The following is a 12,970-nucleotide window of genomic DNA, read 5'->3' as shown; positions in this document are numbered from 1 at the left end:
CAATGAACCGCCTGACCACCCAAGCCGAATGGATTGACCGCGCGCGCGCCGTGCTCCCTGCGGGGGGCTTCGGAAATTTTGATCCGACGACCGTTATCACCCGTGGCGAGGCTGCGCGGGTGTGGGATGCGGATGGGACGGAGTATGTTGATTATCTGATCGGCTCCGGCCCGATGCTGCTGGGGCATGGGCACCCTGAGGTGCTGGAGGCGGTGCTGCAACAGCTGCCCAATGGGCAGACCTTCTTTGCCAACAACCCGCAGGGCATCGAACTGGCCGAGGCGATTTGTGACGCGGTGCCCTGTGCCGAGCGGCTGCGCTATGTCTCCTCCGGCGGCGAGGCCGATATGTATGCGATCCGGTTGGCGCGGGCGTTTACGGGGCGGGACAAGATCGTAAAGTTTGAAGGCGGTTATCACGGCATGTCGGCCGAGGCGCAGATGAGCCTTGCGCCAAGCAAGCGGGTGAACTTCCCGCAAGCGGTGCCAGATAGCGCGGGGATTCCGCAGAGCGTCGCGGCAGAAATGCTGATCGCGCCGTTCAACGACCCAGAATTCATCCGCTCGCTATTGGCCGAACACGGGCATGACGTGGCGGCGCTGATCGTCGAGCCCTTGCAGCGGATCATCCCGCCGGAGTCTGGCTTTCTCCAATGCTTACGGGATGAATGTGACCGCTATGGCATTGTGCTGATCTTCGACGAGGTGGTGACGGGCTTCCGGTTTGATTACGGAGGTGCGCAGACGCTCTATGGTGTGACGCCCGACCTGTGCACACTGGGCAAGGTGATCGGTGGCGGCTTCCCGCTGGCGGCGACGGTGGGACGCGCGGATATCATGGCGCATTTCGACAAAGCAGAAGTGGGGGCGGATGCGTGGCTGATGCAGCTGGGCACGCTTTCAGGCAATCCGGTGGCGGCGGCGGCGGGGCTGAAGAGCCTCGAAATCCTACGGCGTGAGGGGCAGTATTCGTCCCTCCGCGCGACGGGGGAGCGGATCATGGGGATGATCGACGCCCATCTGAGTGCGACCGGCGTGCCGTATCAGATCGTCGGCGATGCGACATTGTTTGAAGTCGTGTTCACCAAGGACGCACCAAGAGATTACCGCGCGGTAAAAGAGGGCGACGCGGCGGCGGCTGGCCGCTGGAATGCGGCGCTGAAGGCCAACGGAATTTTCAAATCCGCCGGTAAGACCTACCCCAGCCTCGCGCTCACGGAGGCAGATTTACAGGTTACGGAGGCGGCAATCGCCAAAGCAGCGCGGGCGGTGGCGGGGGGCAAGTCTCCCTAAAAAGCAGCGTAATTGCGAAAGACATATCTTTTTGAACTCATTTTCGCCATCATCGCCTCAATTATCGAGGGACCACCTTTAATTTAAATTTTTGACTGTAGTGTTTAGAGTTCATGACGTTTCTGGATCGAGTCGCAAAATATCTGTTTATATTATCCGCAGTATTCCTCACAATCGGCGGCGCGTTTGTCTATGGTGTGGTGGCGTCTTCCAAAGACCTACAACCGGTACCATTGCTCAGGACGGTATTGGTCGATATTGGAAATATCGGCTTGTTCGACGAAGTTCCGTTCTCGGTCAGAAATCATTTGCAGCCTTCCCGTGGGCAGGGCAACGGGGTAACCAAGAACGTCACCGACGATGATAACCTCGTATTCATGATGGGGTTCTTCGACGGTGAAAACCAAGCGCGGCTCATCGAGCGCGATGGTACGATCATTCAACGCTGGTCATTGGATTATTTGAAACATTTCCCAGATGCGGAAAGCCGTCCTTGCGCGGTAAGTTCTCCGCTGGACGTTGATACGCATGGAGCACTCGTCACCCCTCACGGCGAACTTGTGTTCAATTATGAGTATTGCGGCACCGTGAAATTGACTCAATGTGGCGAGGTCGTCTGGGCCGTAGATGAATATACGCACCACTCGGTCACGCGCGCCGAAAAAGGCGGGTACTGGGTGCTTGGCCGAACACTCTGGGAACCTTCGCATGAACCTGATCGGTTCCGCCCCTTCTCAGCCACTTTGAGCACCGGCACGATCAAGGAAGATACCATTTTGAGGATTTCAGAAGATGGAGAAATTCTTGAGAGAACTTCCATTCCCGAGTTGATGCGGGAAGGCGGTTTACTGCCAATTTTGACAGCAACAGGCAGCAGTTTCGATGCAGGCAGCGTCGGTCCTGATGAGCCGGTCCATGCAAACAAAATTGCGGAGCTGAGTTCTCGCTTTTCCGACTCTTTTCCGCTGTTCAGGGCTGGTGATTTGATGATTTCGATGCGTGAGCTCAACTTCATCATGGTCATCGATCGAGAAACCCATGCTGTCAAATGGCATCAAACGGGCCCCTGGCTACGGCAGCATGATCCCGAATTCAGGTCAGATGGACGCATCTCGGTTTTCAACAATAATACATTTTCTACAGCGTACAAAAATCGCCGCACAGACCTTTCGACGCCTTTTTCCACGAATATCATACTCGTTGACCCAGCGACATCGGAGACCGAAGTGCGCTTCGGCGAAAGTACCGGACAAGAAATGCTTTCGGTAATCCGAGGTCAGCATGAACTCTTGCCAGATGACGGCATGATCATCACCGAATTTGACGGTGGGCGGGTTATTGAGGTCGATGGTAGCGGTATGATTGTTTGGGAATATGTCAATCAGTTTAATGACCAATACGTCGGCGAAATCACTAATGCAGACCTGTTCCCGCGCAATTTTTTTGGCAACAATCTTGCTGGGTTTGATACCTGCCAATAGCGCGGCGACATGAATTGCGGAAGAAAGTCCTTAGTCAAAAGTGAAGCGCTCACTTTTTGGCCGGAAACCGCGTATAGCGCGGCGCGATTGCACGCGGGGTTGGTGGTTGGATATTAGTGCTTTCCTCGTCAGGCGTGCCGCCATTGGTGGGGGCGAAGAGGAAGGCGCCGGCGCCGAGGAAGACCATGCTGAGCGCCACCATTTGCCCCCATGCGAACACGGTCGCGAAGGCGATGATGTAGCCGAGCATCGAGATGAGATAGCCCAAGCGCGCGCGCTCCATATCCGGCTGCGCGTAGGTTGCCCGCATGATGCGGGTGATGGTGATGGCCACCGCGCCGATCAGGCAGGCAACTGCAGGCAGCCCATGCCGCATGGCGATCAAGAGCCAGAAATTATCCACCGTGGGGGCCAACCAGTGCGGCCGCACCCAATCGCGCATCCCCAATCCGAAGATCGGATTTTGCCAGACGTTTTCGATGCCGAAGTTCCAGATGTGTATCCGCCACCAAGCAGTACGGGGGTTGAGGGTCATCGTCTCGACCAAAATGATGATCGGGCCGCGATCGGACGCAATGCTGAGGAACACGAAAGCAGCGACAAACAAAGCCAGAAGAAGCTTCCAGCGGTCGCGGCTCATGACACCCCACGCAAGCAGCCCAAGTTGCCCACCCACCGAGAGCATGGGCGCCGACGACTGGGCCAAGAACACAACGGCTAACGCAACGAGCACACGGACCGCGCGGCCCTCTCCCCAGCGATAGAGCGTGAAATAGCAGCCTAGGAACATTGAACCTGCGATGCCGAAATGGATCGGGTGGGCAAAGACCGAATTGACCCTGAATCCACCGAAGCGCATTTCGGGAGGTCCAGGCATGTTTGTTGTCGAAAACTTTATGAAAAAATCGAGCCAAAGGTTCGTTCCGGTGCGGTTTTCGATCACCGCGAAGGGGATCATCAGTGCGAGTGCGATGACAAAGGCGTTGAGGAAGAACCGGAATCCGGACAGCGAGGTGACCAGCACGCGGCCAACCAGAAAACCGCCGTAATATTCAATCGCTGACATCACCGCGAATTCAAACCGCGCCATGCCATGATTGACGATGAAGGACAGAAACACCCAGAAACTCAGAAGGGCCATCAGCGCGTCGATCCGGTCGAAGCCGGAGTCAGAGCGTATCCGAATGAGGGTGAAGGGAATGATCGTTACGAGAAGGAACAGCCGGAACGGGATTAGGTTGATCCCCGCCAGATGTGGCTGGAGCGGTAAGAACATCAGAAAAAGGTAGAGCACCAACCCGAATTTGACCCAACGGGGGAGTTCGGATTGTGCCGGTGCCTCGTTGACATGGGCATCCGGGATGAGAGTGGGGCTTCGGAGCAAATGACTGACCGTCTGTGGCTGGGTTCTGTGCGGTTACAATGCCATATCCGTGCGCGATGCCCAATTATCCTTTTTCAGCCGTGCCTTCCGATGCGGGGGGCAGGCGACCATAGGGCAACAATTCGACACCGCTACGGATCACCCGCGCGGGATTTCCGGCGACGATGCTGTTGGCGGGGACAGATTTGGTGACAACCGATCCGGCGGCAACGATGCAACTGTCGCCAATCGTGACGCCGGGCAAGATCAGAGATTTTCCGCCAATGAAGCAATGCTTGCCGATCCGCGTATCGCTGCGAAGGGCGCGGACCATATCATGGGACAGTACCCGCACATCGAAAGCGATATAGGTATAGGCATCGACGTGAATGCCCTTGGGATGGGTGCGGTCAAGCCGCGCGGAGAAGGACAGCTCGACAGTTGGGTGAATATCCATGCCCCAGATCGTGCGGAGACCCCATCTGCGCAGGGCAACCAGCGCCCCGCGCAATTTCCGCAAGTTGTTCAGACTGAGAGCCACCCGTTCCTCCCATGCGATCCCGAATGCTGCTTACTTCCCTACCCTTCTTGCTCTGGCGGCGTTTGTCCAGCGCCGAGGGCCGGGACGGAGCCGTAGCTGCGGGGCTGCTCGGCGAAACGGGCCGCGGGCGCGGGCAAGGAGACGCTGCCGGTGGGCGTGTCGAGCGTGATGCGCCGCAGATGCGGGTGGGACGCGAGGGCGGCCATGTCATTGACCATCGCCAGCGCAATATCAGCATCCTGAAGGCGGGAGATGGCATCGGCGGCGGTGAGTGTGCCAAAGGCGGCGGCGACGTGGGCGTCTGTTTCGGCACGGTTGGCGACGCGCTGCACGTTGGTGGCAAAGCGCGGATCGGTGCCGAGGTCCGGCTGTTGCAGGAAGTCACGCGCGAGGTTGCGCCATTCGCGGTCGCTCTGGATGGAAATGAGAATTTGCTTGCCGTCCGAGGTTTCGAACACGCCATAGGGGGAGATCGACGGATGCGCCATGCCGATGCGCTTGGGCGTGCGGCCAGCTTCGTGGTTGAGGAGCGGGACGGTCAGCCATTCGGCGATTACATCGAACATGGAAATGTCGATCCGCGCGCCCTGCCCTGTGATCCCGCGCTGGATCAGCGCCTCAAGGATCGCGGCATGGGCGGTCGCGCCGGTGGCGATGTCAACGATGGAGATACCGACGCGAGCCGGCTCGGACGGGCCGCCGGTGATCGAGCAGAGGCCCGACTCTGCCTGAATGAGCAAGTCATAGGCTTTGCGATCGGCAAGTGGGCCGTCCTCGCCATAGCCGGAAATGGAGCAGGTGATCAGGCGGGGGTAGTCTGCCCGCAGGCGTTCAGGGGCGAAGCCCAAGCGGGACAGCGCACCGGCTTTCAGGTTTTGGACGAGCACGTCGGCATCGGCGATCAGCGCCTCCAGCGCGGCGCGGTCCTCTGCGGTGCGCAGGTCGAGCACGCGGGAGTGCTTGCCGCGATTGAGCCAAACGAAATAGCTGGACTGCCCTGCCGCCGCATCATCATAGCCACGGGCGAAATCGCCTTCGGGACGCTCTATCTTAATGACCTCTGCCCCTGCATCGGCCAGCCGCGCGGTGCAGAAAGGGGCTGCGACCGCCTGCTCGACAGCGACGACTTTGAGGCCGGAAAGGGGAAGCGTCATGCGGGAACCTTTCAGCGCTAGAAAGAACGCGGCAGGCCGAGAATATGCTCAGCCACATAGGAGAGGATCAGGTTCGTGGAGATCGGCGCGACCTGATAAAGACGGGTTTCGCGGAACTTGCGCTCGACGTCATATTCGCTGGCGAAACCATAGCCGCCGTGGAACTGCAAACAGGCGTTTGCCGCTTCCCAGCTGGCCTTGGCGGCGAGGTATTTCGCCATGTTCGCCTCGGCCCCGCAGGGCTTGCCCGCGTCAAACAGGCGGCAGGCGTCGAAGCGCATGAGATCGGCGGCGCGAACCTCGATATAGCTTTCGGCGATGGGGAACTGGACGCCTTGGTTCTGCCCGATGGGGCGGCCAAAGACGCTGCGCTCGCTGGCGTATTTGGTGATCCGGTCCACGAACCAGTAGCCGTCGCCAATGCATTCGGCAGCAATCAATGCACGTTCGGCATTGAGGCCGGTGAGGATATATTTGAAGCCCTGCCCCTCCTCCCCGATCAGGTTTTCAGCGGGGATTTCGAGGTTGTCGAAGAACAGCTCATTTGTCTCGTGATTGACCATGTTGCGGATTGGGCGCAGGCTCATGCCCTGCTGCAAAGCCTCCTTCACATCGACGAGGAAGATCGACAGGCCTTCGGATTTCTTCTTCACTTCGGCCAGCGGCGTGGTGCGGGCAAGGAGGATCATCAGGTCGGAATGCTGCACGCGGCTGATCCAGACCTTTTGACCGTTGATCACATAGCGGTCGCCCTTGCGCACGGCGGTGGTGCGGATTTTGGTGGTGTCGGTGCCGGTTGTCGGCTCGGTGACGCCCATGGACTGCAAGCGCAGCTCGCCCGACGCGATGCGCGGCAGGTAGGTGCGGCGCTGTTCCTCGCTGCCGTGGCGCACGAGCGTGTTCATATTGTACATTTGCCCATGACAGGCTCCGGAATTGCCGCCCGAGCGGTTGATCTCCTCCATGATCACCGAGGCTTCGGTGAGGCCAAGGCCGGAACCGCCGTATTCTTCGGGGATCAGGGCGGAGAGCCAGCCTTCGCGGGTGAGCGCATCGACGAAAGCCTCAGGATAGGCACGGGCCTCGTCAACCTCGCGGTGGTAGCTATCGGGGAATTGGGCACAGAGCGCACGCACACCTTCGCGGATGTCCTGAAACTCTGTCTCGAACCCAATGGTCATCTATATACTCCTCAATTTTCCGACTCAAAGCCGCCTGCGCTGACGTTGCGCCCGCTGACGGCGGTTGTTTTGAAGATAGCCCAGACCTGATCGCCGACAGCGAGGTCCATCTCGCGGCCAGCGCGGCGGGTGATGCGGGCAAGAAGGCGGGTTTGCCCCAAGCTCATGCCGACCATCATCCCCGGCCCGTCGCCTTGGTGCAGGTCGGTCACGCGGGCAGGCAGGCAGTTGCGGGCGCTCAGATCAGGCGGGGCCTGCCGCGCGAGGATCACATCCTGCGCCGCGACCCGCACCCTGACGGGGGCGTCGGGTGGGCCGATCCAGTCAGGCAAGGTCAGTTCGCCACCAGCAAAGCGGATTGTGCTGAGCGCATCCTCGGCATCGTAGCCGACCACCGTACCTTCGATCAGTGCGCCTGCATTGCGGACACCGAAATAACGGCTGTGGCGTGGATCGCTCAGGATATCGGCAATCGGGCCAGCCTGGCGCACATGCCCATCCTCGATCAGCACGAGATGCGAGGCAAGGCGGGTGATCTCGGACAGGTCATGGCTGACATAAAGGACAGGTAGGCGGGCAGCATCGCGGATCCGCTCGAGATACGGAAGGATCTCGGCCTTGCGCGGGGCGTCCAGCGCGGCGAGCGGTTCGTCCAGCAGGAGGATCTCCGGCGCGGACATTAAAGCCCGCCCAAGGGCGACGCGTTGCGACTCGCCTCCGGAAAGGCCCGCAGGGCGGCGGTCCAACAGCGCCTCAAGCCCCAGAAGGCTGACGATATCGTCAAAATCCGCGCTGCCGCCATAGGTGAGGTTCTGGCGGACGGTCATATGGGGAAAGAGCCGCGCCTCTTGGAACACGCACCCGACTCGGCGCTGATGGACAGGCACGGATAACCGCGCTGCGCCGTCAAAAAGCACCCTTCCGCCAACGACGATCCGGCCTGCATCTGGGCGCGAGAGGCCGGCGACGGCGTGGACGATGGAGGTTTTACCCGCACCCGAAGGGCCAAAAAGCGCGGTCACGCCGGGGCCTGTCTCGAAGGCGATATCGAACACGCGGCCGCCGAGGGTTTGGGTATAGGCAACGGTGAGGGTCATGCCTGCCTCCGACTGTGGAGGCGGGAAGCGAGCCGTTCGGAAAGCCAGATCGCCACGGCAGAAATGAGGATCGACACCACGGCCAGCCGCAAGGCCAGCGGTTCGGCGCCGGGAACTTCGAGCAGCGTGTTAACCGCGAGCGGAATGGTTTGTGTCTCTCCAGGAATGTTGGAGACAAAGGTGATCGTGGCGCCGAACTCGCCCATCGCCTTGGCGAAGCCGAGAACCGCACCGGACAGCACCCCCGGCAATGCCAGTGGCAAGGTGATAGTGAAGAACACGCGCAGCGGACCCGCGCCCAAGGTGCCTGCTGCGGCCTCCAGCTTGGGATCAACGGCTTCGAGCGCGAGCCGCATCGCCCGAACGACCAAGGGCAGGCCCATCAACGCGGCGGCCAGCACCGCGCCCGTCCAGCGAAAGGCGAGAACGAAGCCGAACAGGCTTTCGAGCCACTCCCCGATCGGCCCGCGCCGCCCGAAAGCGAGGAGCAGAAGGTAGCCCGTAACCACCGGCGGCATGACCAGCGGCAAATGTACCAGAACGTTCAGCGCGCCACGCCCTGGAAAGCGCCAACGGGTCAGCGCGTATGCCAAGAAAAAGGCCACTGGCAGTGCGAGAACGGTGGCCCAGACCGCCACTTTCAGCGAGAGGCGCACGGCCTCCAGTTCTGCGGCACCCAGACCGAACATCAGCGCGCCTCCGGCAGCGGGATAAAACCCGCTTTGGAGAAGATCGAGCGGGCTTCATCGCTGGTGAGGAACGCTTGCAACGCGGTGGCGCCATCTTGGGCGGTTGCGGTCAGCGCCATCGGGTAGCGAATGGGCGGGTGGCTTGCTTCAGGCACATCCGCGAGGGTCATGACGCGCGGCTCGACGGCGGCATCGGTGGCATAGACCATGCCTAGCGGCGCTTCGCCCAGCGCAACAAGCGCCAATGCCGCGCGCACATTTGCAGCCTGCACGACAAACGGCGCGAGCGGCTCCCAGAGGCCGAGATGTTCCAGCGCGGCGCGGCCGTATTGGCCTGCGGGGACGGCCTCGGTGAGTGCCATTGCGAGCGGCCCTTGACCTAAACGGGCGGGGAGGCTGTCGTCCAATGCGGCGGGGGTCGCGCCAGCGGGGCCAATCAGCACGAGCCGATTTGCGAGGAGATCGCTGCGTGTCTCGGGCCGAAGCGCGTCTTGCGCCTGCAACCAATCCATCCAATCGCTGCTGGCAGTGATCACCAGATCAGCGGGCGCGCCGCGTGCAACCTGCCGCGCGATGGTGGAGCTTCCGCCATAAACGATGCGCAGATCCGGGCCGGACCACACGGACGCAACCTCATCAAGCACGTCCTTCAGGCTCGCCGCCGCGTAAAGGTTCAGCGGTGCGGCCCGCGCTGGCGCGGAGGCCAGCAGGCAGAGGGCACATATGAGGTTCAAGATATGGCGCATCATCGCTCCGGTTGCTTTGAGACGACTATGGGCAAAGCGCGTTCCTAATGCCAGATGCCTTCGCGCGTTGCCAGATGCGCGACGCGCGCGCGGACATCGGCGCGGATCGGGCCATTGCGCGGGGCATCGCGCAGTTCGTTGACCCAATGAGCGGGCGGGCCGGTAAAGCGTTTACGCCCCTCCCAGCGCAGGTCAGCGAGGACGCCGCGCGCTGCATCCGGCAGGGAATCGGGCAGCTCATGGCCGTTCAGAACGCCCCAAACAGCCGACCAAAGCCTGCCGACAGACCAAGGATTGTAGCCGCCACCGCCGAGGACCAAGAGCCTGTCACACAGCGACATCAAACCGCGCAAGATATCCAGATGCGCATTATTCGAGAGGGCAAGGCGGGATTGCGGATCTTCGAGCAAGGCATCAGAGCCGCATTGCAGCACAATCGCCTCGGGGCGGAAGCGTTGCACCAGTGGCAAGAGCAGATGATCACGGATCAGGGCCATCTCATCGTCGTTCATTTCGCGCGGCAGGGGCAGGTTATAGACCTGCCCTACCCCACGATCGGCGAGCGCGCCGGTGCGCGGCCAGCGGTTTTCTTCATGAGTAGATATTTGCAGCACGTCCGCATCATCGGCGAAACGAGCCTCGACGCCGTCAGGGTGGTGGGCGTCGATGTCGATATAAGCGATGCGGCGCAGGCCCGAGCGGCGCAAGGACAGGATCGCCAATACCGGATCATTGAAATAGCAAAAGCCGTTGGCGTAATCGGGAAAGCCGTGATGGGTGCCCCCCGCGGGAGAATAGATGATGCCGGGTTCAGAGAGCAACTCACCGGCCAGAAGCGACGCCCCTGCGGAAGTGGCGGGGCGGCGGAACATCTCGGCAAAGACCGGATTGGACGGCGTCCCAATATTGTGACGGGCGCGGACGGGATCGCTGACCTGTTGATCCGCCTCGGCTTGCGCCAGCGCCGCAATGTAGGCGGGCGTATGAAACAGGGACAAGGCCGCGGGCCTGGCGCGGGGGGAGATAATGAATTGAGCGGTCGGCAACCAACCCAATGCGCGGGTGAGATCCATCACCGTTGAGACACGCGGCACCCGCAAAGGATGCCACGGCCCGTAAGACGACCCGCGATAGATCTCATGCCCGATAAAACGGACCGGCAACGATGAGGATGGTAATTGCATCAGCCTCTTCCGGATGCGAGTATGCGCTCGAACACAGCACAACATGTTCCTCAGGAGAAATTGTCAATGTTGGTCCAGCGCCCGCTGTCACTGAGGCACGTTCCTAAGAGCGACTTGCGTGTTCAGTTCGCGGCGCTTTGCTATCGCAGTGTGGGGAAGCAAACACAGGTATGCCTGATCACCAGTCGCAGGCGGCGGCGATGGATCATCCCGAAGGGCTGGCCGATGCATAATCAGACCCCTGCCGAAGCCGCGGCACAGGAGGCTTGGGAAGAGGCTGGGTTGACGGGTAAGGCACTTGATCTTTGTCTGGGTGTCTATCTTGAGGATAAGCGCACGGATGACGGGATTTTGCCGGTTTTGACGATGGTTTACCCGGTGCATGTAACCGCCGCGCACACCAAGTGGCCGGAAAAGGACGAACGGCGGCGGAAATGGTACCGCCCAAAGAAGGCTGCAAAGAAGCTCGACAACGCGGAGCTTGCCAAGATCGTCAAGAACTTCAACGCCAAGCAAATCCAAATAGGCAAATGGTTGGCGTGAATGCCCTTTGCCATGAAGGGCAAAGTGACTATGTAACCGCATGGAAGCAATGCCGTGCGGCGGTAGATTGATGATCAAATACAGTTTGAAATGCGATCAGGGGCACGGCTTTGAAAGCTGGTTCAAATCCGGTGAGGCTTTTGGCAAGCTGATGGATGCGGGTATGCTCCACTGCGAGATTTGCGGCTCGGGCACGGTCGAGAAACAGCTGATGGCACCTGCGGTACGCTCCGAAAAAGGGGCGATGGAACCTGTTGTTGCGGCGCCGGAACGGCCGCTTTCTGCCCCGTCAAACCCGGCGGAAGCTGCAATGAAGGCGCTGCGCGAGAAGGTTGAAGCAAATTCCGAGTATGTCGGGCTCAGTTTTGCCAAGGAAGCCCGCGCGATGCATGCGGGTGAAGCGCCAGAGCGCTCAATCTACGGAGAGGCGAAGCTCGACGAGGCGCGCAAACTGCTGGAAGATGGCGTGCCGGTGACGCCCCTGCCCTTTGCGCCGAAGCGGAAATCAAACTAACCGTTAGTAGGCCGTTTCGTCCTGTTGAACCCTTCTTCCTTTTGGGCCGGTGACCAAACTGGCAGTTCTGCACCGCGCGGGTGATCTTTGGCGGATGGGTGGAGGAACTCGGATGGCTCCCGCCCCACCAGCCGACGCTTGCGCAGCAAGAACAACTTCCCCCAGCCGCGCCAAGTGCTGACCATTGGTGCGAGCGGATCCTGCGGGAAACGGCCTTGCCAGCCTGCGGGAAGTGGAAGGCCACAATCAGCGAGCCGTTCAAGAAGCCAGACAAGCGGGATATTGGCAAGCGGGCGCGCCGGGAGAAAATCCCCGATCTGGCCGCCGACATCGCCATGCGTGCCACGGAACCAGATCTGCTCGACCCGCCCATCGAAGTTATCTGGAGAGGACCACAAAACGGGGAGATAGCCCTCGCGGGTTTCATCGATCCCAAGCGCATGAAAGCCGAAGGCAACATGCGGCCCGAGCCGGTGATCGTGGAAACTATGCTTTTCCTCGGTCAGCCGCCACAGGAGCGGCAGCCGCAGGCCAAGAGCCTTGACCGTGTCCCAAACGCCGATGGCATCAATGCGCACCTCTGCGTGACAATAAGCAGCCCGGAAGGCCGCGCGGGTCGTCGGATCGCTCCGCAATTGATAGAGGCGATAGGCCTGCCGGATGTTGCGTTCGATCGCTTCGTGCGGGCGCAATAGGCCAACTTTGCCGATCACACCAGCCAACGAGCGCACCGCATAGGCGCCACGCGAGTAGCCGATCAGGATGATCCTGTCCCCTTCGCGGTAGCGGGACGCAAGCACGCCATAGGCGCGGCGGATTTGGCGGTTGATGCCCTTACCCGTCATCACGGTGTAAGTCTCTCGCCAGTCGCGCCATTGGATGCCCGCTTCGTAATGCAGGGTCAGGTTGGCGGTATGCCCTGCCTCGCGCAGCAGCTTGTAGGTTTTGCCTGCGTTGGTTTCATATCCGTCTGCCAAGGAGGACATCGTGCCATCCAGAATAACCACATGGAGCGCGGGACCACGGCGGCGAACGGGGTCTTCTTCCTGCCGCGGAGCGCGACGGAACAAGCCAAGGAACCAATCACCGAAACGTCGCAATGGCATAGGGGGAAAAACCTATCCTTCTCGATAGCGCTCTGCTGGCGCTGCTCTCGTTCAGCCTAGCGACCTGATCTTTGCTGTC

General features: G+C 60.6%; 13 protein-coding genes. 4 read left to right on the top strand and 9 right to left on the bottom strand.

Going from position 1 to position 12,970, the window contains the following annotated elements:
- Positions 1-2 precede the first annotated feature (2 nt).
- Positions 3-1,292, top strand: a complete 1,290-nt coding sequence (locus tag AB1E42_RS04930) for an aspartate aminotransferase family protein (protein ID WP_368345886.1) — start codon at positions 3-5, stop codon at positions 1,290-1,292.
- 113 nt (positions 1,293-1,405) lie between these two features.
- Complete coding sequence (locus AB1E42_RS04925) at positions 1,406-2,773, top strand: arylsulfotransferase family protein (protein WP_368345885.1); 1,368 nt, start codon at positions 1,406-1,408, stop codon at positions 2,771-2,773.
- 49 nt (positions 2,774-2,822) lie between these two features.
- Here AB1E42_RS04925 and AB1E42_RS04920 read toward each other — a convergent pair whose 3' ends face one another.
- The 8 genes from AB1E42_RS04920 to AB1E42_RS04885 form a co-directional block, all read right to left on the bottom strand.
- On the bottom strand, positions 2,823-4,157 hold the full coding sequence (locus AB1E42_RS04920; RefSeq protein ID WP_368345884.1) for an O-antigen ligase family protein: 1,335 nt from the start codon (positions 4,155-4,157) through the stop codon (positions 2,823-2,825).
- Positions 4,158-4,221: 64 nt separating this feature from the next.
- Entirely contained in the window at positions 4,222-4,677 is a 456-nt protein-coding gene (locus AB1E42_RS04915; RefSeq protein ID WP_368345883.1) for a DapH/DapD/GlmU-related protein, read from the bottom strand.
- 38 nt (positions 4,678-4,715) lie between these two features.
- A complete protein-coding gene (locus AB1E42_RS04910; RefSeq protein WP_368345882.1) occupies positions 4,716-5,831 on the bottom strand; it encodes a CaiB/BaiF CoA transferase family protein in 1,116 nt (371 codons plus the stop codon).
- Positions 5,832-5,848: 17 nt separating this feature from the next.
- The gene (locus AB1E42_RS04905; protein ID WP_368345881.1) at positions 5,849-7,012 is read right to left on the bottom strand and encodes an acyl-CoA dehydrogenase family protein; all 1,164 of its coding nucleotides are present in this window, start codon (positions 7,010-7,012) and stop codon (positions 5,849-5,851) included.
- An 11-nt stretch (positions 7,013-7,023) separates the two neighbouring features.
- Positions 7,024-8,109: a molybdenum ABC transporter ATP-binding protein gene (modC, locus tag AB1E42_RS04900; RefSeq protein WP_368345880.1), complete on the bottom strand. Its 1,086-nt coding sequence runs from the start codon at positions 8,107-8,109 to the stop codon at positions 7,024-7,026.
- Positions 8,106-8,798 (bottom strand): molybdate ABC transporter permease subunit, encoded by a 693-nt coding sequence (modB, locus tag AB1E42_RS04895; protein ID WP_368345879.1) that lies wholly within the window; start codon positions 8,796-8,798, stop codon positions 8,106-8,108. The genes modC and modB overlap by 4 nt, the downstream gene beginning before the upstream one ends.
- Positions 8,798-9,544, bottom strand: coding sequence for a molybdate ABC transporter substrate-binding protein (gene modA / locus AB1E42_RS04890; protein ID WP_368345878.1), 747 nt, complete (start codon positions 9,542-9,544; stop codon positions 8,798-8,800). Before modA ends, modB begins: the two co-directional genes overlap by 1 nt.
- A 44-nt stretch (positions 9,545-9,588) precedes the next feature.
- Positions 9,589-10,728, bottom strand: coding sequence for an acetoin utilization protein AcuC (locus AB1E42_RS04885; protein ID WP_368345877.1), 1,140 nt, complete (start codon positions 10,726-10,728; stop codon positions 9,589-9,591).
- Positions 10,729-10,749: 21 nt separating this feature from the next.
- Here AB1E42_RS04885 and AB1E42_RS04880 point away from each other — a divergent pair, with 21 nt between their 5' ends.
- The gene (locus AB1E42_RS04880) at positions 10,750-11,271 is read left to right on the top strand and encodes an NUDIX hydrolase (protein ID WP_368345876.1); all 522 of its coding nucleotides are present in this window, start codon (positions 10,750-10,752) and stop codon (positions 11,269-11,271) included.
- Positions 11,272-11,341: 70 nt separating this feature from the next.
- Entirely contained in the window at positions 11,342-11,785 is a 444-nt protein-coding gene (locus tag AB1E42_RS04875) for a DUF1178 family protein (protein WP_368345875.1), read from the top strand.
- On the opposite strand, the gene AB1E42_RS04870 is transcribed toward AB1E42_RS04875, so the two are convergent.
- A complete protein-coding gene (locus AB1E42_RS04870; protein WP_368345874.1) occupies positions 11,782-12,891 on the bottom strand; it encodes a DUF2235 domain-containing protein in 1,110 nt (369 codons plus the stop codon). The genes AB1E42_RS04875 and AB1E42_RS04870 overlap by 4 nt on opposite strands.
- Between the last annotated feature and the right edge of the window lie 79 nt (positions 12,892-12,970).

Origin of the sequence: Pelagovum sp. HNIBRBA483 (assembly GCF_040931995.1) — a bacterium.
Lineage (GTDB): Bacteria > Pseudomonadota > Alphaproteobacteria > Rhodobacterales > Rhodobacteraceae > JAEPMR01.
This window is presented reverse-complemented; position numbering and strand designations above follow the sequence as displayed.

Coding starts and splice junctions, on each gene's coding strand:
- AB1E42_RS04930 (WP_368345886.1), top strand. CDS start 3: ATGAACCGCCTGACCACCCAAGCCGAATGGATTGACCGCGCGCGCGCC.
- AB1E42_RS04925 (WP_368345885.1), top strand. CDS start 1,406: ATGACGTTTCTGGATCGAGTCGCAAAATATCTGTTTATATTATCCGCA.
- AB1E42_RS04910 (WP_368345882.1), bottom strand. CDS start 5,831: ATGACGCTTCCCCTTTCCGGCCTCAAAGTCGTCGCTGTCGAGCAGGCG.
- AB1E42_RS04905 (WP_368345881.1), bottom strand. CDS start 7,012: ATGACCATTGGGTTCGAGACAGAGTTTCAGGACATCCGCGAAGGTGTG.
- modC (WP_368345880.1), bottom strand. CDS start 8,109: ATGACCCTCACCGTTGCCTATACCCAAACCCTCGGCGGCCGCGTGTTC.
- modB (WP_368345879.1), bottom strand. CDS start 8,798: ATGTTCGGTCTGGGTGCCGCAGAACTGGAGGCCGTGCGCCTCTCGCTG.
- modA (WP_368345878.1), bottom strand. CDS start 9,544: ATGCGCCATATCTTGAACCTCATATGTGCCCTCTGCCTGCTGGCCTCC.
- AB1E42_RS04885 (WP_368345877.1), bottom strand. CDS start 10,728: ATGCAATTACCATCCTCATCGTTGCCGGTCCGTTTTATCGGGCATGAG.
- AB1E42_RS04880 (WP_368345876.1), top strand. CDS start 10,750: ATGCGCTCGAACACAGCACAACATGTTCCTCAGGAGAAATTGTCAATG.
- AB1E42_RS04875 (WP_368345875.1), top strand. CDS start 11,342: ATGATCAAATACAGTTTGAAATGCGATCAGGGGCACGGCTTTGAAAGC.
- AB1E42_RS04870 (WP_368345874.1), bottom strand. CDS start 12,891: ATGCCATTGCGACGTTTCGGTGATTGGTTCCTTGGCTTGTTCCGTCGC.